Genomic DNA, 23,058 nt, shown 5'->3' on the forward strand with positions numbered 1-23,058 from the left:
CGACCTCCTGCAAGCCGCTGGCCTCGTTTGAATCAGCCGGCCTCAGGCTTGAAGCGCACCACGAAACCATCGAGCTTTTGCTGGCGATGCAGCTGATCACGCAGCTTGTTGGCCTCGTCGCGTTCGATGAGCGGCCCGACGAACACACGATTCATACCATCCACCGTCCGGACGTAGGCGTTGTAGCCCTGCGCACGCAGACGCGCTTGCAGTGCTTCGGCGCTCTGGCGGTTAGAGAGGCTGGCCAACTGGACAGACCAGCTGACGGGCAGGTTGGCCGCATCCAGCCGCTTCGGCTCTGGCTCAGGCTCTGGCTTCGCCTCGGGCGCAGTCGGTTCGGCGCTTGCCGTCGGTGGGGTAACGGGGCCAGGAGCAGTGATCGCCGGCGCCTCGCCGCTGGAGGATTCGAGAGCGTCGTCCTCGACGATTTCAAAGCCTTCGGGAACAGAGCCAGGCTGCGGTTCGGCGACATCGATCTGTGCAGTGGGGGCTGGCATCGGTGGTGCATCGACCTCGACGGGACGACGTTCGTCCTTGCTGCTTAGCAGCATCGGCAGGAAGATGACGGCCAGTGCAACGAGCACCAGCGCCCCGACCATACGTTGCTTCAGACCTCTGTCCAGCATGGGCATGCCACCTCAGCGTCGATTGAGCCAGTCCAGCGCTTCGGAAACGGTATAAAAGGATCCGAACAGCACGATTTCATCGCCCGGCAGGGCCCGTTCGCACTGCGCCTCAAGCGCCGCACAAACATCGGCATGTTCGCTTACCGCTGCGCCGTGCTCAAGCAGCGCGGTACGCAAATCGGCCACGCTTCTCGAGCGCCCGGTAGGCAGCGGCGCGACCGCCCAATGCGAGATCAGCGGCAGCAGTGGCTCGATGACACCCTCAAGGTCCTTGTCGGCCAGCAGCCCGAAGACGGCCAGCCGACGACCAGTCACGGGGCGTTCTGTCAGCTGCCCAGCCAGGTACTGCGCGGCGTGTGGGTTATGCCCCACATCCATCAGGAGAGCAAGTTCGCGGCCTCGCCAGCAGAGCGACCGCCGATCGATCCGGCCAAGCAGCCGGGCAGCTGAAAGCGCCTGCCTGATCGAACGCTCCTGCCATGGCAGGCCGAGTAATGCGAAGGCCTGCAGCGCCAGAGCGGCATTTTCCAGAGGCAATGAGGGTTGCGAGAGGCCGTGCAGCTCGAGAGTTCCCCCTTGCGCATCAATACCCCGCCAATCCCAGCCTTGGTCGGTGACGGCCAGGTCATAATCCCGCCCCCGCAGCGACAACGGCGCGCCAAGCTGTCGTGCGCGCTGCAGCAACGGCAACGGAGGCTGCAGGTCGCCACAAACCACGGGCCTGCCGGTGCGCATGATGCCCGCCTTTTCGGTAGCGACACTGTCCCGGGTAGTGCCGAGCCATTCCGCATGGTCGAGCCCGACATTCGTGATCACGGCGACATCGGCATCCACCAGATTCACTGCGTCGAGCCGACCACCCAGCCCCACCTCCAGGACAGCCGCATCCAGCTGCGCGCGCTCGAACAACCAGAATGCTGCAAGCGTGCCCATCTCGAAGTACGTAAGCGACACCTCGCCACGCGCTTGCTCGACAGCCTCGAACGCCTCGCATAGCTGGTCATCGCCGGCTTGCTCGCCAGCGATTCGCACACGCTCGTTATAGCGAAGCAGATGGGGCGAGCTGTAGACCCCGACCCGCAGGCCCTGCTCCGAGAGCAGAGCCGCCAGGAAGGTACAGGTCGAGCCCTTGCCGTTGGTACCGGTGACCGTGATGACCTTGGGTGCGGGACGGGTAAGCCCCAGCCGATCCGCCACCACCCTGACGCGCTCGAGCCCCATGTCGATCGCGGTCGGGTGCAACTGCTCCAGGTAGCTCAGCCAGTCGGCCAGACTTCGGCTCATGCGGTTGCGGCAACCGGGGCCGACTCCACCGGGCTAGGCAGACGCTGTAGTTGAGCGAGTAGGCGCGCCAGGCGCGAACGCAGTTCGGCACGCGGAACGATCAGATCGATCGCACCATGATCAAGCAGGAATTCGCTGCGCTGGAATCCTTCCGGTAGCTTCTCGCGCACGGTCTGCTCGATCACGCGAGGGCCAGCAAAACCGATGAGGGCCTTCGGTTCGGCGACAATCACATCGCCCAACATGGCCAGACTGGCCGACACACCACCATAAACCGGGTCGGTCAGTACCGACACGAACGGCAGGCCTTCTTCACGCATCCGAGCTAGAACTGCCGAAGTCTTGGCCATCTGCATCAGCGAGATGAGCGCTTCTTGCATGCGTGCACCGCCGGACGCGGAGAAACACACCAGTGGGCAGCGCAACTCCAAGGCCACATTGGCGGCCTGAACGAAACGCTCGCCCACGATCGCCCCCATCGAGCCCCCCATGAAGGAAAACTCGAAGGCACACGCGACAACTGGCAATTTGTGCAGCGTGCCCCGCATGGCAACCAGTGCATCCTTTTCACCGGTCTGCTTCTGAGCCGCCACCAGGCGATCCTTGTACTTCTTGCTATCGCGGAACTTCAGGCGGTCCACCGGCTCGAGATCGGCGCCGATCTCTTCGCGGCCTTCGGCGTCCAGGAAGATGTCGAGACGCGCACGCGCGCCGATACGCATGTGATGTTGGCACTTGGGGCAGACGTCGAGGGTCTTTTCCAGCTCCGGGCGATACAGAACGGCTTCGCAGGAAGGGCACTTGTGCCACAGACCTTCCGGCACCGAGCTCTTGCGGGTCTCGGAGCGCATGATGGAAGGGATCAGCTTGTCTACCAGCCAGTTGCTCATGCTTGTTGTTCTCCAGAACTTCAATTCGGCATGCTGTGATGCCAGGCAGATTCTTTCCGAGGCGGATCGAAGGCTCGATTCACCCCGCTTATGCGACGCGCTCGTGGGCATCGCCAACGGTCAGCTCGACCCGATAAATACCGTACCGATCTCCGGCAACTCGTAACTGGACGGCTGCGACCGCATCGGCGTCACACCGCGCGCACCCTGGCCACGAAATCACGAACCTTGGCCAGGTCCTTGACGCCTTTACTTTGTTCGACGCCTCCGCTCACATCGACCGCATAGGGTCGAGTCTGCTCGATTGCCTGGCGCACATTCTCCGGCGTCAAGCCACCGGCCAGGATCAGAGGCAGCGGAAGGTCTTGTGGAATACGCGTCCAGTCGAAACGCTCTCCGGTCCCACCTGGCACGCCTGGGACGTAGCTGTCGAGCAGGATCGCACAGCCATTTCCGTAGCGTTCGATCCGCCCGGCAAGATCGTCCTCCTGACCCACACGAAGCGCCTTGAACCAGGGACGGCCGTGCCCCTCGCACTGCTCAGGCGTCTCGTCACCATGAAACTGCAGCACATCGAGCGAGACGGCATCGAGCACCTCGCCAATCTCGCAGCGGCTCGCATTGACGAACAAGCCGACCTTGCTGACAAACGGCGGCAAAACCTCGACGATCTGGCGCGCCTGGGCCACGTTGACGGCCCGCGGGCTGGCGGCATAGAAGACAAGACCGATCGCATCGGCACCAGCCTCAGCCGCCGCCAGCGCATCTTCCACGCGGGTGATGCCACAGATTTTGCTGCGTACGTTCAAAGGGGGTCACCTTGAAATGATCGCCGATGGTAACAAAAGCGGCCCCTACTGCAACCGCACTAGCCGCTCAGCTGGAGGCAATCCGGCAAGCCCGAAAGAAAGTGCGGCCCGAGGTAGCGCTCGGGGACGTCGAACTGCGCTGGGTATTCGACGTGAACCAAATACAGACCGTACGGATGGGCGGTTACCCCACCCTGCTCCCGACGACGCGATTCGAGCACCTGGCGCGCCCAATCGACCGGCTGCTCTCCTGCCCCAATCGTCATCAGAACACCCGCAATATTCCGCACCATGTGATGGAGAAATGCATTGGCGCGGATATCGATGACAATCAACCGTCCGAACTCCAGCAATTCCAGATGATGAACCGTCTTAACCGGCGACTTGGCCTGGCACTGGCTCGCACGAAAGGCACTGAAATCGTGAGTACCGACGAGCATCGCCGCGGCTTCGCGCATTGCCACGATATCGAGTGGGCGGTGATTCCAAGTCACTTCCTGGGCAAGGTGCGCCGGACGTATAGGGTCGTTGTAGATGACATAACGGTAACGGCGCGATACCGCACTGAAACGTGCATCGAACCCCATCGGCATCTGCTGCGCCCAGGTGACGCTGATATCGGCGGGCAGGTTGGCGTTTGCCCCCATCACCCAGGCGTGCGGGCTGCGCTGCACCGTGGTATCGAAATGGACGACCTGGCCGCTCGCATGCACCAGCGCATCGGTCCTGCCGGCGCAAGTGAGGCTGACCGGCTGCCCGCCCGCCACGCGAGAAAGCGCGCGCTCAAGGGTTTCCTGGATAGAAGGCACGCCATCCACCTGGCGCTGGTAGCCACGGTATCGGGCGCCCTTGTACTCGACGCCCAGTGCAATCCTGGAAACGGCAACGGCAGCCATATCGGCTGCCGTTTCTGTGCTGACTGCGTGTTTCATCGTCAAGCTAGCTTGGCGAGCATTTCACGCGCCTCCTGCTGTTGGGCACTGTTACCCTCCGCCAGTACCTCATCGAGAATATCGCGAGCACCCTCGGCATCTCCCATGTCGATATAGGCGCGCGCCAGATCCAGCTTCGTTGTTGCCTCATCGGTGTCAGCGAAGAAGTCGAAGTCTTCTTCGTCCGAAGCGGCAGCTATCGGCTCTTCGGCCGCTGCTGGAGACTCATGTTTCTGTTCTTCGACAGGAGATAGCATCTCTTCGTCACCCGCTTCGGCGGTACTCGAGGCGCCAGCCACCTCGTCCCCGTCGAACGAGAGTTCATCGAGGGAAAGATCGAAGGCATCGGACAAAGGCTCTGGCGCTTTCTCTTCTTCGACCAGGCCGAAGTCGAAATCCTCTGTCTCCGATTCCGAGCTCAGCGTGAGGTCATCCAACGTCACAGGTTCGCTCACCTCTCCCAGATCACTGGCCGGTCGCTGGGTGTCATCCAGATCGAAAGAGAAGTCACCAAGCTCTTCGTCGAGGCTGGACGACGCCGCGCTTTCTTCCGGCAGCTCCAAAGAGAAGGCATCGAGCTCCTGCTCATCTGTACGACTGGAAGCGTCGGCCGAAGCACTCTCTTCAAGGAAGAGGTCGGAGCTGGTATCCAATTCTGCGGCACCAGCGCCCTGGGCACTGAGCTCAGCATCCAGATCATCAAGACTGAGATCGAAAGCGTCATCCAGGTCCTGGCCGGGTGCAGCGGGCAGATCATCCAGCTGCAGCTCATCCAGATCGAGGCTGTCCAGCTCAGTCTGCGAAGCCGCCGCGCCAGCGACCACCGCGCCGACCGCCATGGCCGGGTACTTGAACTTGAGCTGTTCCACCTGAGCGCTGCTGCCGACGGCGTCGATGTCCCGCAACTCTGCCTCTTGCCGAGCGAAACCATCACGGTCGCCAAGTTCGGCGTAGACCTCCATCAGCTTCAGCCGAAGGTCGGTTCGCTGGGGCTCGTCATTGAGTGCTGCCTGCAACAACTCAGCAGCCTGGTTGAAGCGCCCATAGGCGATGTAAATATCCGCTTCGGCAAGAGGGTCGGCAGTGGCCGGCGAAACGGGTTCGACGCTTTCCTGCGCAGCATCGGCGTCCGCAATCGGCGCGCCGAGATCGACGGGCTCGGCCGGATAATTGCCAGGCAGCCCGAGGTCATCCTCGCGCTGGCTCGCTAGCAGGCTCTCCTGCAGCTCCGCTTCCTTCATCGCGTTGCGACGCGACAAAGCCATCAGGCCGACCAGCAGGAGCAACAACGCACTCCCGCCTAACACGCCGAGCAGAATCGGGTTGTCCGTGTATTGATCCAGCAACCCCGGCTCCTCGGGCGCCTGCGCCGGAACCGCTGCGGCTGGCTTGGGCGCCTTGGCTGGCTGGGCAGGTTTGGCTGGGGCCGGCTGCTCGCCTGCAGATTGCTCGATCTTAGCTTCCGAGGGTTTGTCGGTACTTGCCGGGGTGGACTGCGAACTCTCCGGCGCACTTGTCGGCGCAACCGTGGGCTGTGACGCTTCGGCCGCCTGGCCATCGGTCGCCAGTTGAGCTTGCAGCTTGGCCAACTGGTCGTCCTTGAGCTGCATGAGCTTCTGCAGCTTGTCCAGCTGGCCTTGCAGATCGCTGAGACGATCATTGAGCTCTGCGTTCTCGCGCCGGCTGGAATCGAGGTTTTCCTGCGTCACCGCCAGCTTGTCACGGAGCGCCGCTGCATCGCTTGCCGCACCGCTATCGGAGCCGGCAGTCGCCTTGCCCGCTTCGCCAGCGACCAGACGCAGGCTGTCGCGGCTCTCGCTTCTCGCCGGCGCGTCACCTGCGCCAGTCCGCCGCGTGGCGTCGAGTTGACGAGCCGAAGCGCCCCCTGCTCTGCCTTGGCGCCAGACAGCATTTTGTCTGGCGACCTCGGCAATTGCATCGCCTTGACTGCGCTGGGCGATCTGCTCGGCGGTCGGCAAGCGCAACACCTGACCACTTTTCATCCGGTTGATGTTGCCGTCGATAAAGGCGCCCGGATTGAGTTCCTGGATCGCCAACATCGTTTGGTGAACCGTTCCGCCACGCCGAGCCCGCTCAGCTACCTGCCAAAGGGTGTCATCAGCCGTGGTGCGGTACTCCTCGCCGGTCTGCCCAACCGCGGCAGCCGAGGTGGTGCCAGCGGAAGCAGCGGGCCGTGGCGCCGGGACACGAGCAGGCTGCGGCGCCGCAATCGGCAACTGCGGGGCAACGGCCGCCACGGTTTCCGGTGAATAGAGCGGTGGATCCAGAAGCAGTGTGTATTCGCGCAGCAGTCGGCCGCTGGGCCAGACCACCTCGACGAGGAAATTCAGATAGGGTTCACGGACCGGCTTATTGGAGGAAACCTGAATCACGCTCTTGCCATCTGGGCGCATTACCGGCGTGAACTTCAAATCGGTGAGAAAGTACTGGCGATCGATTCCGGCACGATTGAACTCTTCCACCGAAGCCAGGCCCGGAATCACCTCACCAGGGCCAAGGTTCTTCGCATCCAGCAGTTCGATTTCTGCCACCAACGGTTGATTCAGCGACGACTGCAGCGTGACTTCGCCTAGCCCCACGGCGTGGGCCATTTCGGTGGTCAGCGCAGTAGCCGCTGCGATTGCCAGCACCAGATTTCGAACCCGAACCATTATCTACTTCCCTTGTTTATCCTTTTTCTCGAACTTCGAGAAGGGTCTCAAAGCCACTGCCCGCGCCGCGTTGGCGCCCCCAACCAGTGATAAGCCGCTCCAGCAATTCGAGCTAGAACAGTTCTTCGAATTTCGGGCAAGTATCTTTTACGGATAGTCTTTTATCAACAACTCGCCAGACAGCACGGCATTGAGCGCCGCGCCTTTTCGCACGTTATCAGACACAATCCACAAATTGACTTCGCTGGCGTCGCGCAGGCCTGAACGCAGCCTGCCCACGTACACCAGGTCCTGCCCAAGCGCGTCGCCAATGGCGGTCGGGTAGTCTGGCGAATCGACCATTTCAAGCCCTTCAACCATATCCAGCGCCGTATGAGCGCCGGCAATATCGAGCGGCGCGTCGAACAGCGCGCAAACGCTGAGGCTTTCACCGAAGAAAACGGGTGCCTGCACGAAGGTGGAAGAGACCTGAAGTTGTGGCAAGCCAAGCAAGTCCGTTAATTCCTCGGCAAAGGCACGCTCGGCGGCGCCGTGACCTAGCTGGTCCGGCTCGTCGGTCTGCGCCAGCAAGTTGAAGGCGACTTGCCGATCGAACAAGCGCGGCTCCAAGGGTCGCGCGTTGAGCAACTCAGCCGTCTGACGAGCCAACTCCTTGACCCCGGAGCGACCACGCACTGAAACCGGTCTGCAGACGGTGACAACCAAGCGCTTCAGTGTCTGCAGCCGCGCCAGCGGTGCCAGAACCGTGACCAGCGCAACCGACGTAGGCATCGGGCAACGCAGCCGCCGTGGCGGGCAGCGCTCGGCGAGGGTTGCGTCATTGATGCCGGGCAAGAGGCAGGACGTGGCCTGCTGCCCCAGCGCGCCGACCATATCGACTACGTCGCAGCTGGCGGCCAGTAGCGCCTCGCGAGCAGCCGGACCAAGCCCCGCACCGGCGATGAATACGAGAGCCACTCGCGAGAAGTCGAAGGACGCTGCAGCACGGATACGCAGATTTCGCGCCCCAAACGGAAGCGACTGACCTATCGAGTCGTCATCGGCCAGCAAATGCAACTCGCCGACCGGAAATGCCCGCTCCTGCATGAGCTCCAGCAGCGCTTCGCCTTCCAGCTCAGCCGCTCCCACGATGGCGACATCGATCACGCTTGCGCTCCTTCCCGAAAAAACGTTCGGCACTTTAACTGAATGACCGGATCTCGTGGCAGCCTCTCGCGCGGTAAGCGACAAAGGGCGCGCCGCTGCAGCCAAGCCTCTCTCCACGCACCGCCACCGAACAAACGAAAGGCCCGGGACGACGAACGCCGTCCCGGGCCTTGGCTGATCAAGCGCAGGCATGGCCCGCGCAGAACTCAGCGCTCGAGCAGGATGCGCAGCATGCGACGCAACGGCTCGGCGGCGCCCCACAGCAACTGATCGCCGACCGTGAAGGCCCCTAGATAATGCGAGCCCATGTTCAGTTTGCGCAGGCGCCCCACCGGCACCGTCAGCGTACCGGTCACGGCCGCCGGGCTGAGCTCACGCATGCTCGCGTCTCGATGGTTGGGCACCAGCTTCACCCAGGGGTTGTGCTGGCTGATCAGCCCTTCGATGTCCGAAATCGGTACATCCTTGTTCAGCTTGATGGTCAGCGCCTGGCTGTGACAACGCATGGCACCGACCCGAACACAGATGCCGTCAACCGGGATCGGACTCTTGAAGCGACCAAGGATCTTGTTCGTTTCAGCCTGCGCCTTCCACTCCTCACGGCTCTGACCGTTGGGCAGCTCCTTGTCGATATAAGGAATGAGGCTACCGGCCAGCGGCACGCCGAAATTATCGACCGGAAAGGCTTCGCTGCGCTGGGTTTCAGCCACCTGGCGATCGATATCCAGGATGGCGCTCGCCGGATTCGCCAGCTCCTCGGCCACCGAGGCATTGATCACTCCCATCTGGCGAATCAGCTCGCGCATGTTCTGCGCACCGGCACCGGAGGCCGCCTGGTAGGTCATGGCACTCATCCACTCGACCAGACCGGCTTCGAAAAGGCCGCCCAAGCCCATCAGCATCAGGCTGACGGTGCAGTTGCCACCGATGTAGTTCCTGGTCCCTGCGTCGAGCTGCTGGTCGATGACCTTGCGGTTGACCGGGTCGAGCACGATCACCGCATCGTCCTGCATGCGCAGCGCCGAGGCCGCATCGATCCAGTAGCCCTGCCAGCCTGCCTCGCGCAGCTTGGGGAACACTTCGTTGGTGTAGTCGCCGCCCTGGCAGGTGAGGATCACGTCGAGCGTTTTCAGCTCGTCGATGCTGTAAGCATCCTTCAGCGGAGCGGTTTCCTTGCCAATGCTGGGCCCCTGCCCGCCGACATTGGACGTGGTGAAGAACACCGGCTCGATCAGGTCGAAGTCACGCTCTTCCAGCATTCGCTGCATGAGCACGGAACCGACCATGCCGCGCCAACCGATCAGACCTACACGTTTCATCACTGACTACACCTATAAATAGAGTGGCCCGCCACGAGGACGGGCCAGAAAGATTACAACTTCGCGAGCGCCGCGACCACCGCATCACCCATGCCCTGGGTACCGACCTTGGTACAGCCTTCGGACCAGATGTCGCCGGTGCGCAGCCCCTGATCCAGCACATCGCTGACGGCCCGCTCGATGGCGTCAGCCGCAGCAACCTGGCCAAAGCTGTAGCGCAGCATCATCGACACGGAGAGGATGGTCGCCAGCGGATTGGCGATGCCCTGGCCAGCAATATCAGGCGCCGAGCCGTGGCAAGGCTCGTACATGCCCTTGTTGTTGGCGTCCAGCGAAGCGGACGGCAGCATGCCGATCGACCCGGTGAGCATGGAAGCCTCGTCCGAGAGGATGTCGCCAAACATGTTGTCGGTGACCATCACATCGAACTGCTTGGGCGCGCGGACCAGCTGCATGGCGGCATTATCCACGTACATGTGCGACAGCTCGACCTCCGGGTAGTCCTTGGCCACTTCCTCGACCACCGCGCGCCACAGCTGGCTGGAGGCCAGCACGTTGGCCTTGTCTACCGAACAGAGCTTCCTGTTACGCACCATGGCCATATCGAAACCAACCTTGGCGATGCGACGGATCTCGCTCTCGCTGTACGGCAGGGTGTCGTAGGCCATGCGCTCACCGTTGTCGAGCACCTTGCTTTCGCGCGGCTTGCCGAAATAGATGCCGCCAGTCAGCTCGCGCACGATCAGGATATCCAGCCCGGCGACGATCTCGGGCTTGAGCGAAGAGGCGTCGGCCAGCTGCGGATAGAGCAGTGCCGGGCGCAGATTACCGAACAGGCCGAGCTCGGAGCGAATCTTCAGCAGCCCGCGCTCGGGGCGGATCGCAGGATCGAGCTTGTCCCACTTAGGCCCGCCCACGGCGCCCAGCAGAATGGCGTCGGCCTCACGGGCACGCACCAGGGTCTCGTCGGCCAGCGGCACGCCGTACTTGTCGACAGCCGCACCGCCCAGCTCGTCGTAGCTCAGCTCGAAGCCGAGGTCGTACTTCTCATTGGCCAGCTCCAGAACCTTGACCGCTTCGGCCACGATTTCCGGGCCGATGCCGTCACCCGGGAGAACCAGAATCTGCTTGCTCATCACATTCCTCTATCTTTCGTAGGGTGGATAACGGCCCTCGGCCCTAACCACCGGAATCACCTGATGGAAAACACTGCGCAGCTTTCCATCCTGCCGACACGCTCGCTTACTTGATCGCGCCGAACAGCCAGGGGCTGCTCTGCTGATGCCGGCTTTCGAACGCCTTGATCGCGTCCGCGTCCTGCAGCGTCAGGCCGATGTCATCCAGGCCGTTGAGCAGGCAGTGTTTGCGGAACGCATCGATCTCGAAGCGATACTGCACGCTATCCGGGCGGGTCACGGTCTGCGCCGCGAGATCAACGGTCAGCTGGTAACCCTCGGCGGCCTCGGCCTGCTCGAACAGCGCGTCGACCTCCTCTTCCTTCAGCACGATCGGCAACAGGCCGTTCTTGAAGCTGTTGTTGAAGAAGATGTCGGCGAAGCTCGGGGCGATGATCGCGCGAAAGCCATACTCGTCCAGCGCCCAGGGCGCATGCTCGCGGGAGGAACCGCAGCCGAAGTTCTCGCGCGCCAGCAGCACGCTGGCGCCCTGGTAGCGTGGCTGGTTGAGCACGAAGTCCTTGTTCAGCGGGCGCTGCGAGCAGTCCTGGCCGGGCATGCCCTCGTCCAGGTAGCGCCATTCGTCGAACAGGTTCGGACCGAAGCCGGTGCGCTTGATGGACTTCAGAAACTGCTTGGGGATGATCTGGTCGGTGTCGACGTTGGCGCGATCGAGCGGGCAGACCAGGCCGGTGTGTTGGGTAAAGGCTTTCATGTCTCGTCTCCTCAGGCCTGGATCAGCTCGCGTACATCGATGAAGTGGCCGGTCACCGCAGCCGCCGCGGCCATCGCCGGGCTGACCAGATGGGTCCGCCCGCCAGCGCCCTGGCGGCCTTCAAAATTGCGGTTGGACGTGGACGCGCAGTGCTCGCCGTTACCCAGCTTGTCCGGGTTCATCGCCAGGCACATGGAGCAACCCGGCTCGCGCCATTCGAAGCCAGCCTCGATGAAGATGCGGTCCAGCCCTTCCTGCTCGGCCTGCTGCTTGACCAGGCCAGAGCCCGGCACCACCAGCGCCTGCTTGACGTTGGCCGCGACCTTGCGGCCCTTGGCGACTTCGGCGGCGGCACGCAGATCCTCGATACGCGAGTTGGTGCACGAGCCGATGAACACGCGGTCCAGCTTGATCTCGGTGATCGGCTGGTTGGCCTGCAGCCCCATGTACTTGAGCGCGCGCTCGATCGAGCCACGCTTGACCGGATCGACTTCGGCGGCCGGATCCGGCACGCGCTGGTCGACGGCCAGAACCATTTCCGGCGAGGTTCCCCAGGAAACCTGCGGCTTGATCTCTTCGGCCTTCAACTCGACCATCGCATCGAACTGCGCATCGGCATCGGACACCAGGTCGCGCCACTGCGCCACGGCCTGCTCCCACTGCGCACCCTTAGGCGCGTAGGGGCGCCCCTCGACGTAGGCGATGGTCTTCTCGTCGACCGCCACCATGCCGACCCGCGCACCGGCCTCGATCGACATGTTGCAGATCGTCATGCGGCCTTCCATGGACAGCTCGCGGATGGCACTGCCGGCGAATTCCATCGCGTAGCCGGTGCCGCCGGCGGTGCCGATCTTGCCGATCACCGCCAGCACGATGTCCTTGGCGGTCACGCCGAACGGCAGCTGGCCTTCGACACGCACCTGCATGTTCTTCATCTTCTTGGCGATCAGGCACTGGGTGGCCAGCACGTGCTCGACCTCCGAGGTGCCGATGCCGTGAGCCAGTGCACCAAAGGCGCCGTGGGTCGAGGTGTGCGAGTCGCCGCAGACCACCGTCATGCCCGGCAGCGTTGCGCCCTGCTCCGGGCCAATCACGTGGACGATGCCCTGACGAACATCGTTCATCTTGAATTCGAGGATGCCGAAGTCGTCGCAGTTCTCATCCAGCGTCTGCACCTGGATGCGCGAGGTTTCGTCGGCAATGGCATCGACGCCCGCCTTGCGATCCGGCGTGGTCGGCACGTTGTGGTCGACGGTGGCGATGTTGGCATCGATGCGCCAGGGCTTGCGCTCGGCCAGGCGCAGGCCTTCGAACGCCTGCGGCGAAGTCACTTCGTGCAGGATGTGGCGGTCGATGTAGATCAACGACGAACCATCATCGCGGCGCTTGACCTCATGCATTTCCCAGAGCTTGTCGTACAGCGTCTTGCCGGCCATCGGACTTTCCTCATCTAGGTGCTACGCGGGGCTGATGCCCTTGCTTTATGTGGGCAAATGCTAGGGGCTTGCATTCAATTACTCAAATTCATATTTTTCATCCAATGGATTCCATTCAGGAATCGAAACCAACCTCGACCTTTGGGCGCGCGCATGGATCTTGCCAACCTCAACGCTTTTATCGCCGTTGCCGAAACCGGTGGTTTCTCGCTGGCGGCCGACCGGCTGCACCTGACCCAACCGGCGATCAGCAAACGCATCGCCGCACTGGAACAACAGCTGGACGTGCGCCTGTTCGATCGTCTTGGTCGCGAGATCGGGCTGACCGAGGCCGGTCGCGCATTGCTGCCGCGTGCCTATCAGATCCTCAACGTACTGGACGATACCCGCCGCGCCTTGACCAACCTCAACGGCGAAGTCGGCGGTCGCCTTTGCCTGGCGACCAGCCACCACATCGGCCTGCATCGCCTGCCGCCGCTGCTGCGCGCGTTCACGCGCCAGTATCCGGACGTGACGCTGGACATACGCTTTCTCGATTCGGAGGTCGCCTACGAAGAAGTGCTGCACGGCCGCGCGGAGCTGGCCGTCATCACCCTGGCGCCGCATACCAGCGAGCCGATCCGCGCGACGCCGGTGTGGGACGACCCGCTCGAATTCGTCGTGGCCCCGGAGCACCCTCTGGCCAGCAAGATGGGCGTTTCGCTGGCGGACGTGGCCGGCTATCCGGCGGTCTTCCCGGGCGGCAACACCTTCACCCATCACATCGCCCAGCGGCTGTTCGAGCGCGAAGGCCTGGCGCCGAACATCGCCATGAGCACCAACTACATGGAAACGATCAAGATGATGGTCTCCATCGGTATCGCCTGGAGCGTGCTGCCGCGCACCATGCTCGACGCCCAGGTGGTGAGCCTGCCGCTGCCCGGCGTCAGGCTGTCACGCCAGCTCGGCTACATTCGGCACAGCGAGCGGACGCTATCCAATGCCGCGATGGCCTTCATGGCGCTGCTCGATGAAGATCGCCGCAGCTTGCACCCCAAAGCAGGCAAGCGCTAACGTCCGGGCATAACAAGAAAGCGAAGTACGCCATGAGCGAAGATTTCCCCGCCTCATCCGGTCTAGCAGGGCAAGCGAACGACACCCCTCCTCGCCCGCGCATTCACGCCTATATTCCCGCGCAGCACGAACAACCCTGGCATGACACCTCCTATCTGCTCTCGGTGCTCAGCGAGGCACATTTCGGCGTCTGGTCCTGGGAGTTGCGCAGTGGTCGTGTCCTCTGGTCGCGGCAGGCTCAGGCTTTGTTCGGCGTCGATCTCGATGCAATGGCCGACCAGCACGCGGACTACATCGACCTGGTACTGCGCGAAGACCGCAGAACGGTCGCCGCGGCGTTCGAGTCTGCGGTGCGCAACGCCGACGAGCATCTGCGCCTGGAGCACCGGGTGCAGGGCGCGGATGGCACGCCGCGCTGGCTGGAGATCACCGGCCAGCGGCATCAGACACCGCAAGGCCCCGTCTACATCGGCGTCATCCGGGACAACACCGAGCAGCACCGCCAGGCCGAGGCACTGCTGGAAAGCCAGGAGCGCCTGGAACTGGCCCTCGAATCGGTCCGGCTCGGCACCTGGGACTGGCACATCCCAAGCAACATGCTCTACGCCTCGGCGCGCGCTTCCGACCTGCAAGGGGTGGTGAGCGGTCCGTATCACGGGCCCTTTGGCGATTTTTTCGCCTGCGTTCCGGAAGAAGACCGGCACAAGATGCGCCGCGCCTACCACGACCTCGTCGCCGGGCTGCGGCAGGAGTACCAGGTGATCTACCGCGCCACCGGCGAGGACGGCCAGACGCGCCATCTGGAAAGCACCGCCAAGCTGTATCGCGACGAACAGGGCCAGCCGCTGCGCATGGCTGGCATCATCATGGACATCACCGAGCGGGTACAGCGCGAACAGCGCCTGACTGCCTCCGAGGAAAAGTTCGCCACGCTGTTCCAGGCCAGCCCCGATCCGATCTGCCTGACCCTGATCCGCGACGGCAACTTTCTCGAGATCAATCCGAGTTTCACCCGAACCTTCGGCTGGCAGGCAAGCGAGATCGTCGGTCGAAATGCGCCGGAGGTCGGTTTCTGGGTCGATGAAGGGCGGCGCGCCGAGCTCTATGACCAACTGCGCGAACAGCACGGCCTGGACAATGCCGAGGCGCAGTTCCATACCCGTGACGGCCGCATCGTGACCTGTGTCGTCTCCTCGCGCTTCATCCGGATCGATCGCCGGCTGAGCATCATCACCACCTTTCGCGACATCAGCAAACGGCAGCAAGCCGAGGCCGCGCTGCGCGCCAGCGAGGCCAAGTTCGCCAAGGCGTTTCGCTCGAGCCAGGACGCCATCACCATCAGCGAACGTGACAGCGGGCGTTTCATCGAGGTCAACGATGGCTTCTACCGCCTGACCGGCTACCGGCCGGAGGAAGTCATCGGGCGCACCGCGGCAGACTTGCGGCTCTGGCCCGGGCCGCAGCGTGAAATCCTGCTCGAACGCATACGTCAGGACGGCCGCGTGACCAACATGGAGCTGCTCGGTCTGGATCGCAGCGGGCAGAGCAAGAGCATCGCGGTGTCGGCCGAACCCATCGAACTCAACGGCCAGCAGTGCCTGCTGCTAACCGCGCGCGACGTCAGCCAGCTCAAGGCCGCGCAGGCGCAGGTGCTGCACATGGCCTACCACGATCCGCTGACGAACCTGCCCAACCGCACCCTGTTGATGGACCGCCTGAGCCAGCAGGGCGCGCTGCTCAAGCGTCACGACATGCGTGGCGCCCTGCTGTTCCTCGATCTCGACCACTTCAAGCACATCAACGATTCGCTCGGCCATCCGGTGGGTGACGCGGTGCTGAAGATGATCACGGCCCGTCTGGAGGCCAGCGTGCGCCAGGAGGACACCGTCGCGCGCCTGGGTGGCGACGAGTTCGTGGTGCTGCTCACCGGTCTCTCCGGCAAGCGTTCGGAGGTCACGCGCCAGGTCAGGATGGTCGCCGAGAAACTGCGCCAGGTTCTGGCCGAGCCGATGCTCTTCGACGGTCACCACCTGCGCGTGACGCCCAGCATCGGCATCGCCCTGATCCCGGATCATGGCGACTCGCCGGCCGACCTGTTCAAGCGCGCGGACATTGCTCTCTATCGGGCCAAGGATGCCGGCCGTAACGCGATCCAGATCTTTCGCAAGACGATGCAGGACGCCGCCAGCAACCGTTTGCGGCTCGAACAGGAGCTGCGTCAGGCGCTGCTGCGTGGCGAATTCGAGCTGCATCTGCAGCCACAGGTGGATGCGCAAAGCGGCGGCATCATCGGCGCCGAGGCACTGCTGCGCTGGCGCCACCCGCAGCTCGGCATGCAGTCGCCGCAGTCGTTCATCGCCGTGCTGGAGGAAAGCGGGCTGATCATCGAAGTGGGCGCCTGGGTCATCGAGGAGGCCTGCCGCATCGTCGCCGCCTTGCGCGACGAGCGGCTGGTCACCGCCGAGGCGTTCAGCCTGTGCATCAACATCAGCCCGCGGCAGTTCCGCCAGACCGATTTCGTCGAGCGCGTGGTGCGTGCGCTCGAGCACAGCGACCTGCCGAGGCAGATGATCACGCTGGAAATCACCGAGAGCATCGTCATCCAGAACCTGGACGACACCATCGCCAAGATGCGGCGGCTACGCCAGCTGGGGGTGGGCTTCGCCATGGACGACTTCGGCACGGGCTACTCTTCGCTCACCTACCTCAAGCGCCTGCCGGTGGACGTGCTGAAGATCGACCAGTCGTTCGTCAGAGACGCGCTAGCAGATGGCAACGATGCGGAGATCATTCGCGCAATCGTCAGCATGGCGGACAGCCTGGGGCTTTCGGTGGTGGCCGAAGGCGTGGAGCTTCCGGCCCAGCTGGAAATGCTGCAGCGCCAGGGCTGCAACCGCTACCAGGGCTACCTGTTCAGCCCGCCGGTACCGGTCGCGCAGTTCCAGCAGCTGCTCCTGGGTGACCGCCGGAACGAATAAGGGTGCCCGAGGCACCCTTATTCAGCTTCGCCTGGAGCGATCAGCCCTCCAGCGCGGGCCGGTCGGCATTGATCGGGATGCGCTTGGGCTTGGCTTCCTCCGGAACGACGCGCACCAGATCGATATTGAGCAGGCCGTTGCTCAGCGCGGCATTGCGCACTTCGATGTGGTCGGCCAGGCGGAACGACAGCTTGAAGGCACGCTGCGCGATGCCCTGATGCAGATAGGTGACGTTGTCGTCGTCCTTTTCACGCTTGCCGCCGGCAATGGTCAGCACGCTACGCTCGACCTGCAGCTCGAGGTCGGCCTCGTTGAAGCCGGCTGCCGCCACTACGATGCGATAGTGGTCGTCGCCGTGCTTTTCGACGTTGTAGGGCGGGTAGGAGCTGCCGGTCTCGTTGCGCAAGGCCGATTCGAACAGATCGTTGAAGCGGTCGAAGCCAACGGACTGACGGAACAACGGAGCCATGGAAAAGCTGGTCATGATCGTATCTCCTGAATTTCAGCGAGTGATTGGCGGGACCCGACTTCGGCATCCCACGCGACTCTAGATAGGAACCACCAGACAGATTTCAAGGGCGCAGCGAACAACCATTCATCGGAGGACGAAATGGACAAGGTCATGCTCATCACCGGTGCCAGCCGCGGGATCGGCGCCGCCACCGCCCAACTGGCAGCCCGTCGCGGCTATGCGGTGTGCCTGAACTATCGGCAACGCGCCGACGCGGCCGAACAGCTGGCGCAGCGGATTCGCCAGGCCGGTGGCCGAGCGATCACGCTCGCAGCCGATGTGGCCGACGAAAAACAGGTTGCCGCCCTGTTCGCGGCGATCGACCGCGAGTTCGGCCGCCTCGACGTGCTGGTCAACAACGCCGGCATGCTCGAGCGCCAGATGCGTCTCGAGGACATGGATGCCGCGCGCCTGCAACGCGTGTTCGCCACCAACGTCCTGGGCAGCTTTCTCTGTGCACGCGAGGCGATCAAGCGCATGTCGACCGCCCACGGCGGGCGCGGCGGCGCGATCGTCAACCTGTCATCGGTGGCGGCTCGCCTCGGTGCGCCGCACGAGTACATCGACTACGCCGCCGCCAAGGCCGCCATCGATGTCATGACCATCGGCCTGGCCAAGGAAGTGGCCGCCGAGGGCATTCGGGTCAATGCCGTGCGCCCCGGCGTCGTCTATACGGACATCCATGCCAGTGGCGGTGAGCCGGATCGGGTCGAGCGGGTGCGTGCCAGCGTGCCGATGGCACGGGGCGGCCAGCCCGAGGAAATTGCCGAAGCCGTGCTCTGGCTCGCCAGCGACCAGGCCAGCTACACCAGCGGCGCGCTGCTGGATGTCGCCGGTGGGCGCTAGCTCGCCCGGTCAGGCCAGCGCCTGCTCCGGCGCGTGCGCCATGGAGTCGGCACCGAGCAGCCGATCGATACGCTGGCAGTCGTTTTCGCGGCGGATCTCGGCGAACAGCGCCACGGCCTCCGGATAGCTGCGGGTCAACATCGCCAGCCACTGCTTGAGACGCCCCGGCGCATAGCGCGGCGCCAGCTTGCGCCGCGCCTGCTGCCAGAAATCGGCGACCAGCGGAAACAACGCCTGCCAGGTCATCTCGCTCACTGCCTCGCCGGCACGCATGGCGGCGATCTGCCGGGCCAGATCCGGGCGCGACACCAGCCCGCGGCCGAGCATGACGTCATCCACGCCACTGATCTCGCGACAACGCTGCCAGTCGGCCAGGGTCCAGATCTCGCCATTGGCCAGCACCGGCACCTGCACCACCTCGGCTACCCTGGCGACCCATTCCCAGTGCGCCGGCGGCTTGTAGCCATCGACCTTGGTTCGCGCATGCACTACCAACTGCGCAGCACCGCCGTCGACCAGCGCGCGCGCGCAATCCAGCGCACCGTCCGGGCTGTCGTAGCCCAGGCGCATCTTGGCGGTCACCGGGATCGAGGCCGGCACGGCGCGCCGCACCTCGCGGACGATCGCATGCAGCAGCTCCGGCTCACGAAGCAGGACCGCCCCGCCTCGCGACTTGTTGACGGTCTTGGCCGGGCAACCGAAGTTCAGGTCGATGACCGGCGCCCCCAGGGTGCAGGCCAGGGCAGCGTTATCGGCCAGGCATGCCGGGTCCGAGCCCAGCAACTGCAGGCGCATCGGCGTACCCGAGCGCGTCATCGAGCCGTCGGCCAGCTCCGGCGCAAGCTTGTGGAAGCTGCTCTCGGGTAGCAGACGGTCGCAGACACGGATGAATTCGGTGACGCACCAGTCCAGCCCACCGACGCGCGTCAGCACGTCGCGCATGATCTCGTCGACAAGACCTTCCATTGGCGCCAGGGCGATCTGCATGAAATCTCAAGCCAGCATCAGAAAAGGGCCGGCATTGTAAGGATTCGCCCGACGCTCGTGCACCCTGCTCAGGGGCGCCGATCGTCAACCAAGTGTGGCCGCCGGCGATGTTCCATGTCGGTCTCGTTGCCACCGTGCCCCGGATCATCGATCGAGGTCGACGCCGCTCGCCGTTTCTCGTCGTCGTCTCGCGCGTCGCGCTCATCGGGCATCGATTGGCGCTCCAGCCGCTCGATGCCTTCGCCCGTGCCCATCGAGCCGTTGCCGGCGGCCCGGTCTACTGGCGCTCCCCGCATGCTCTGCGCGAGCAAGCCATTGGCCGGAGCGGCCTGCGCATAGCCGATGGCGCCTGTTATCAGCGTGCAGACCAGCAGCCCGATTGGAGAAGTCTTCATGCGTGCCTCCTGTCGATACGCCCTGCCCTTTGGGCAATGGCGCCGCAATGAAAGTGGCACGGTGCGCGCCGCTTTGCGACCGATGGCAAGCTGAACCGTCTCGCTCGGCAGGGGTCCATTTCCCAGGGACGATGGAATGGCTCAATGGAGGCGAGAAGCATGACGCCCGCGGTGATGATTATCGTGATGGTATTCGGTTGGCTCTCAGTAGCGTCCGCCATGCTCTGGGGCATGCTGCGGATCACCCGACGGCGACACGCGCGCCTATCCGAGCCCGGCCCTCTCCTCGAGGACCGTTGCGAGCCCCTGACGCCACCCACCGCTACGCCGCGATTCGTGCCTCGTTGGATTCTTTGCGTGACAGCCAGGCTCAAAGCTGTACAATGGCCGCCGCGGGATGGAGCAGTCTGGTAGCTCGTCGGGCTCATAACCCGAAGGTCGTTGGTTCAAATCCAGCTCCCGCAACCAGTTTCACGAAGGGTCGCTCGAAACAGCGGCCCTTTTTCATTTCTGCCTAAGTGACTGAGGCAAAATGAGTTTTTCGCAAAGGATGGTTGACAGCAGCCTTCGAGGCTGTAGAATGCCGCCCCACAGACGCGGGATGGAGCAGTCTGGTAGCTCGTCGGGCTCATAACCCGAAGGTCGTTGGTTCAAATCCAGCTCCCGCAACCAAATACGAAAAAGGCCACTCGATCGAGTGGCCTTTTTTCGTTTCGGCTCGCTACGGCTCCCCCTCTCTCGCCGCTCCATCAGCCGGTTCGCCGGCAGGTGCGACATGCTGCCCTAGATCATTCGATCTATTACTTATCAATCAATACGTTACAAACGCTAAACGGCCTCTTTGCATTGCCGCGACAATTTTTTGCGCTTCATTGTTGACTTTCGTCACATTTTGCAAGATACCTATATCCGCAAAACGGAGTAACGACCTGCGCGACAGTTAAGACCAACGGGAGAGGTCAAGTTCCGCAGTAGTAACGATTCCAGCGAGGCATTCATGCTTTCGCCCCCTGCCGAATCGTGACGTTCCTGGTCAGCAGACAAGATCTCGACGAAGTAACGAGTGCGGTAGCTATGGCCTTTCGATTGGTCAGGCTCCCGAAACCCGTGGCTTGCAGGCGAGCCAGGCAGCAGTACCTGAAACTTCCTGAATCGCCCCGCTTGATGAATGGGGTGGCGGTAGCTTTGCGCCGATTAATTGGAAGTACAGATTTTTTACTTAATTAAAACTGTCCTGCCCTTCATCCATCTGCGAACCGCGGAGAGTCATCGTGCGCTCTTTAGAAAATCCAGAGTTATTCCGGAATGCAGCCAAATATGCGAGCGGAATAAACGATAACGGCTTTACGGTAATTCAGAATTTCATTAGCGAAGAACAACTTGCGCGTTTACGTGACTTCGTCGCGCGGGAAGCCGATACACATCCGGGCGGGTACTTCGCCTACCACGGCAGCAAGGCGGTCGCGATGGGCGACATCCGCGGCCTGAGCGAATCGGCGGAACTCCTCCGTCTGCTCGGCGCCCTGTATCAGCAGGGCGCCGGCCAGCCCGCCTTTACCGATGACATCCACCCGGTGCTGCGCTGCGTGCAAGGCGAATCAGGGCGCAGCGAATCCAATCGTTTCCACTTCGACGCAAGCTTCGTCACAGCGCTGCTGCCGATCGAGGTGCCGGATGCAACCACCCCCGGTGAACAGGGCAACCTCCTGGTGTTCGCCAACCGGCGCCGGATTCGCCGCACCGTCCTGGCCAACGTCATCGAGAAAACGCTTATCCAGAACGCCTTTACCAAACGCCTGATCACCCTCGGCATCCGCCTGCACCTGCTGCGGCCGCAGCGCATTCGCCTGGTGCCCGGCAACCTCTACCTGTTCTGGGGTTACCGCTCGTTGCATGCGAGCGAACCGTGCCCGCCTACCACCCGCCGCAGCACGCTGATCTTCCATTACGGCGACCCGCATGCCGGCAGCCTGGCCACGGCGCTGATTCTCGCGTTCAACCAGCATCGGGCACGCCGGGCGACGCAATCCAGCCAACAAGCCGCCTGATCTCACGCACCACACCCCATCGACCGTTCGGCACTCGCTGATGGAAAGGACTCTTCCATGATCAACGTGACCAAGGCGTACCTGGGCAACAAGAGCAAATTCCTGGCTTACGTCGACCGCATCTACCAGAGCGGCTGGCTGACCAACCACGGGCCGCTGTCGCTGGCGCTGGAGGAGCGCCTGAAGGACTACCTCGGCGTGCGCCACGTGATACTCACGAACAACGGCACCATCGCGCTGCAGATCGCCTACCGCGCGCTGGGTATCACGGGCAGCGCGATCACCACCCCCTTCAGCTTCGTGGCGACCACCAGTTCGCTGCAGTGGGAAGGCATTCGCCCGATCTTCGCAGACATCGACCCCGACACCTGGAACCTGAACCCCGGGGAGATCGAAGCGCGGATCGCCCCGGACACCAGCGCCATCGTCGCCACCCACGTCTTCGGCAACCCCTGCGACGTCGAGCGCATCGAGCAGATTGCCCGGCGCCACAATCTCAAGGTCGTCTACGACGGCGCCCATGCGTTCGGCGTGCGTTACAAGGACCGGTCGGTGTTCAACTGGGGCGACATCAGTACCCTGAGCTTTCATGCCACCAAGCTGTTTCACACCATCGAAGGCGGCGCCATCGTCACTGACGACGACGCGCTGGCGGCCAGGGTGCGGCTGCTGTGCAACTTCGGCATCGTCGACACCGACATCATCCAGGGCATCGGCATCAACGCGAAACTCAACGAGTTCGCCGCCGCCATGGGCCTGTGCATCCTCGATGACATCGAGTCGATTCTCGAGCGTCGCGCCGAGATCAGCCACCATTACGAGCGGCATCTGCAGGACCATTTTCAGCTACAGCGCATTCAGCCAGGCGTCTCACGCAACTTCAGCTACGCTCCGATCGCCCTCGGCGACGAGGCGCAGCTGCTGGCCAGCCGCAGCCAGCTGAACAAGCACGGCATCAATCCGCGACGCTACTTCTACCCCTCGCTCGATACGCTCGACTACCTGCAGCCGCAGGAGCCACAGCCGCATTCGCGCTCGCTGAGCCGGCGCGTGCTGTGCCTGCCGATCTATCCCGGCCTGCCGCGCAAGGTGCAGAACCGCGTGATGCAGGTCCTCATCGAGGAAGCCATCCAGCGCGAGCAGGCCAGCCGTGCCTACCTGCGGCCACTGGTCGACGCGGTCAGCCTGCTGGCCGCCACCCCGACAGCGGTCAAGCAGATTTCCTGAGCAGTGGGC

The 23,058-nt window shown here is 63.3% G+C and carries 19 protein-coding genes and 2 tRNA genes; 7 read left to right on the plus strand and 14 right to left on the minus strand.

The genetic code is table 11. The features are described from left to right. Window positions 1–32: 32 nt before the first annotated feature. From AC0KXH_RS11270 to leuC, 11 genes are all read right to left on the minus strand, one after another. On the minus strand, window positions 33–632 hold the full coding sequence (locus AC0KXH_RS11270) for an SPOR domain-containing protein (protein ID WP_212543236.1): 600 nt from the start codon (window positions 630–632) through the stop codon (window positions 33–35). A 6-nt stretch (window positions 633–638) separates the two neighbouring features. Continuing rightward, the gene (gene folC, locus AC0KXH_RS11275) at window positions 639–1,910 is read right to left on the minus strand and encodes a bifunctional tetrahydrofolate synthase/dihydrofolate synthase (protein WP_269262276.1); all 1,272 of its coding nucleotides are present in this window, start codon (window positions 1,908–1,910) and stop codon (window positions 639–641) included. Further along, window positions 1,907–2,800: an acetyl-CoA carboxylase, carboxyltransferase subunit beta gene (gene accD, locus AC0KXH_RS11280; protein WP_041104899.1), complete on the minus strand. Its 894-nt coding sequence runs from the start codon at window positions 2,798–2,800 to the stop codon at window positions 1,907–1,909. The genes folC and accD overlap by 4 nt, the downstream gene beginning before the upstream one ends. Before the next feature lie 191 nt (window positions 2,801–2,991). After that, window positions 2,992–3,609: a phosphoribosylanthranilate isomerase gene (locus AC0KXH_RS11285; protein ID WP_043220702.1), complete on the minus strand. Its 618-nt coding sequence runs from the start codon at window positions 3,607–3,609 to the stop codon at window positions 2,992–2,994. 59 nt (window positions 3,610–3,668) lie between these two features. Next, entirely contained in the window at window positions 3,669–4,505 is an 837-nt protein-coding gene (gene truA / locus AC0KXH_RS11290) for a tRNA pseudouridine(38-40) synthase TruA (RefSeq protein ID WP_256431548.1), read from the minus strand. 38 nt (window positions 4,506–4,543) lie between these two features. After that, on the minus strand, window positions 4,544–7,213 hold the full coding sequence (locus tag AC0KXH_RS11295; RefSeq protein ID WP_488223420.1) for a motility hub landmark protein FimV: 2,670 nt from the start codon (window positions 7,211–7,213) through the stop codon (window positions 4,544–4,546). Window positions 7,214–7,360: 147 nt separating this feature from the next. Then, window positions 7,361–8,359 (minus strand): aspartate-semialdehyde dehydrogenase, encoded by a 999-nt coding sequence (locus tag AC0KXH_RS11300; RefSeq protein WP_061338984.1) that lies wholly within the window; start codon window positions 8,357–8,359, stop codon window positions 7,361–7,363. A gap of 206 nt (window positions 8,360–8,565) precedes the next feature. Beyond that, window positions 8,566–9,678 carry an aspartate-semialdehyde dehydrogenase gene (asd, locus tag AC0KXH_RS11305; protein ID WP_041104889.1) on the minus strand — a complete coding sequence of 371 codons (1,113 nt, stop codon included), beginning with the start codon at window positions 9,676–9,678 and terminating at the stop codon, window positions 8,566–8,568. Between the two features lie 53 nt (window positions 9,679–9,731). Next, on the minus strand, window positions 9,732–10,814 hold the full coding sequence (leuB, locus tag AC0KXH_RS11310; RefSeq protein ID WP_041104887.1) for a 3-isopropylmalate dehydrogenase: 1,083 nt from the start codon (window positions 10,812–10,814) through the stop codon (window positions 9,732–9,734). Window positions 10,815–10,920: 106 nt separating this feature from the next. Continuing rightward, complete coding sequence (leuD, locus tag AC0KXH_RS11315) at window positions 10,921–11,568, minus strand: 3-isopropylmalate dehydratase small subunit (RefSeq protein ID WP_488223421.1); 648 nt, start codon at window positions 11,566–11,568, stop codon at window positions 10,921–10,923. Window positions 11,569–11,579: 11 nt separating this feature from the next. Continuing rightward, window positions 11,580–13,004: a 3-isopropylmalate dehydratase large subunit gene (gene leuC / locus AC0KXH_RS11320; protein WP_313278337.1), complete on the minus strand. Its 1,425-nt coding sequence runs from the start codon at window positions 13,002–13,004 to the stop codon at window positions 11,580–11,582. A gap of 153 nt (window positions 13,005–13,157) precedes the next feature. On the opposite strand from leuC, the gene AC0KXH_RS11325 reads away from it, so the two are divergent. Both AC0KXH_RS11325 and AC0KXH_RS11330 read left to right on the plus strand, forming a co-directional pair. Continuing rightward, complete coding sequence (locus AC0KXH_RS11325) at window positions 13,158–14,057, plus strand: LysR family transcriptional regulator (protein WP_041104883.1); 900 nt, start codon at window positions 13,158–13,160, stop codon at window positions 14,055–14,057. Window positions 14,058–14,089: 32 nt separating this feature from the next. After that, window positions 14,090–17,035, plus strand: coding sequence for a sensor domain-containing protein (locus AC0KXH_RS11330; protein ID WP_488223422.1), 2,946 nt, complete (start codon window positions 14,090–14,092; stop codon window positions 17,033–17,035). A 40-nt stretch (window positions 17,036–17,075) separates the two neighbouring features. On the opposite strand, the gene AC0KXH_RS11335 is transcribed toward AC0KXH_RS11330, so the two are convergent. Beyond that, window positions 17,076–17,519, minus strand: a complete 444-nt coding sequence (locus tag AC0KXH_RS11335) for an Hsp20 family protein (protein ID WP_041104882.1) — start codon at window positions 17,517–17,519, stop codon at window positions 17,076–17,078. A 126-nt stretch (window positions 17,520–17,645) separates the two neighbouring features. Between AC0KXH_RS11335 and AC0KXH_RS11340 the strand changes: the two genes are divergently transcribed. Further along, entirely contained in the window at window positions 17,646–18,392 is a 747-nt protein-coding gene (locus AC0KXH_RS11340; RefSeq protein ID WP_488223423.1) for an SDR family oxidoreductase, read from the plus strand. A gap of 9 nt (window positions 18,393–18,401) precedes the next feature. Here AC0KXH_RS11340 and AC0KXH_RS11345 read toward each other — a convergent pair whose 3' ends face one another. Continuing rightward, window positions 18,402–19,379: a tRNA dihydrouridine synthase gene (locus AC0KXH_RS11345; protein ID WP_488223424.1), complete on the minus strand. Its 978-nt coding sequence runs from the start codon at window positions 19,377–19,379 to the stop codon at window positions 18,402–18,404. Between the two features lie 68 nt (window positions 19,380–19,447). After that, window positions 19,448–19,774 carry a hypothetical protein gene (locus AC0KXH_RS11350; RefSeq protein ID WP_052813398.1) on the minus strand — a complete coding sequence of 109 codons (327 nt, stop codon included), beginning with the start codon at window positions 19,772–19,774 and terminating at the stop codon, window positions 19,448–19,450. A 391-nt stretch (window positions 19,775–20,165) separates the two neighbouring features. On the opposite strand from AC0KXH_RS11350, the gene AC0KXH_RS11355 reads away from it, so the two are divergent. The 4 genes from AC0KXH_RS11355 (at window position 20,166) to AC0KXH_RS11370 (ending at window position 23,049) form a co-directional block, all read left to right on the plus strand. After that, window positions 20,166–20,242 (plus strand) — tRNA-Met (locus AC0KXH_RS11355). Between the two features lie 127 nt (window positions 20,243–20,369). Then, window positions 20,370–20,446, plus strand: a tRNA-Met gene (locus AC0KXH_RS11360). Between the two features lie 599 nt (window positions 20,447–21,045). Further along, entirely contained in the window at window positions 21,046–21,822 is a 777-nt protein-coding gene (locus tag AC0KXH_RS11365) for a hypothetical protein (RefSeq protein ID WP_043220725.1), read from the plus strand. Window positions 21,823–21,879: 57 nt separating this feature from the next. Continuing rightward, window positions 21,880–23,049 (plus strand): DegT/DnrJ/EryC1/StrS family aminotransferase, encoded by a 1,170-nt coding sequence (locus AC0KXH_RS11370; protein WP_313305753.1) that lies wholly within the window; start codon window positions 21,880–21,882, stop codon window positions 23,047–23,049. Window positions 23,050–23,058: the final 9 nt, after the last annotated feature.

The organism is Stutzerimonas sp. CXK-1 (assembly GCF_057738225.1).

Coding starts and splice junctions, on each gene's coding strand:
- AC0KXH_RS11270 (WP_212543236.1), bottom strand. CDS start 632: ATGCCCATGCTGGACAGAGGTCTGAAGCAACGTATGGTCGGGGCGCTG.
- folC (WP_269262276.1), bottom strand. CDS start 1,910: ATGAGCCGAAGTCTGGCCGACTGGCTGAGCTACCTGGAGCAGTTGCAC.
- accD (WP_041104899.1), bottom strand. CDS start 2,800: ATGAGCAACTGGCTGGTAGACAAGCTGATCCCTTCCATCATGCGCTCC.
- truA (WP_256431548.1), bottom strand. CDS start 4,505: ATGGCTGCCGTTGCCGTTTCCAGGATTGCACTGGGCGTCGAGTACAAG.
- AC0KXH_RS11295 (WP_488223420.1), bottom strand. CDS start 7,213: ATGGTTCGGGTTCGAAATCTGGTGCTGGCAATCGCAGCGGCTACTGCG.
- asd (WP_041104889.1), bottom strand. CDS start 9,678: ATGAAACGTGTAGGTCTGATCGGTTGGCGCGGCATGGTCGGTTCCGTG.
- leuB (WP_041104887.1), bottom strand. CDS start 10,814: ATGAGCAAGCAGATTCTGGTTCTCCCGGGTGACGGCATCGGCCCGGAA.
- leuD (WP_488223421.1), bottom strand. CDS start 11,568: ATGAAAGCCTTTACCCAACACACCGGCCTGGTCTGCCCGCTCGATCGC.
- leuC (WP_313278337.1), bottom strand. CDS start 13,004: ATGGCCGGCAAGACGCTGTACGACAAGCTCTGGGAAATGCATGAGGTC.
- AC0KXH_RS11325 (WP_041104883.1), top strand. CDS start 13,158: ATGGATCTTGCCAACCTCAACGCTTTTATCGCCGTTGCCGAAACCGGT.
- AC0KXH_RS11330 (WP_488223422.1), top strand. CDS start 14,090: ATGAGCGAAGATTTCCCCGCCTCATCCGGTCTAGCAGGGCAAGCGAAC.
- AC0KXH_RS11335 (WP_041104882.1), bottom strand. CDS start 17,519: ATGACCAGCTTTTCCATGGCTCCGTTGTTCCGTCAGTCCGTTGGCTTC.
- AC0KXH_RS11340 (WP_488223423.1), top strand. CDS start 17,646: ATGGACAAGGTCATGCTCATCACCGGTGCCAGCCGCGGGATCGGCGCC.
- AC0KXH_RS11345 (WP_488223424.1), bottom strand. CDS start 19,379: ATGCAGATCGCCCTGGCGCCAATGGAAGGTCTTGTCGACGAGATCATG.
- AC0KXH_RS11350 (WP_052813398.1), bottom strand. CDS start 19,774: ATGAAGACTTCTCCAATCGGGCTGCTGGTCTGCACGCTGATAACAGGC.
- AC0KXH_RS11370 (WP_313305753.1), top strand. CDS start 21,880: ATGATCAACGTGACCAAGGCGTACCTGGGCAACAAGAGCAAATTCCTG.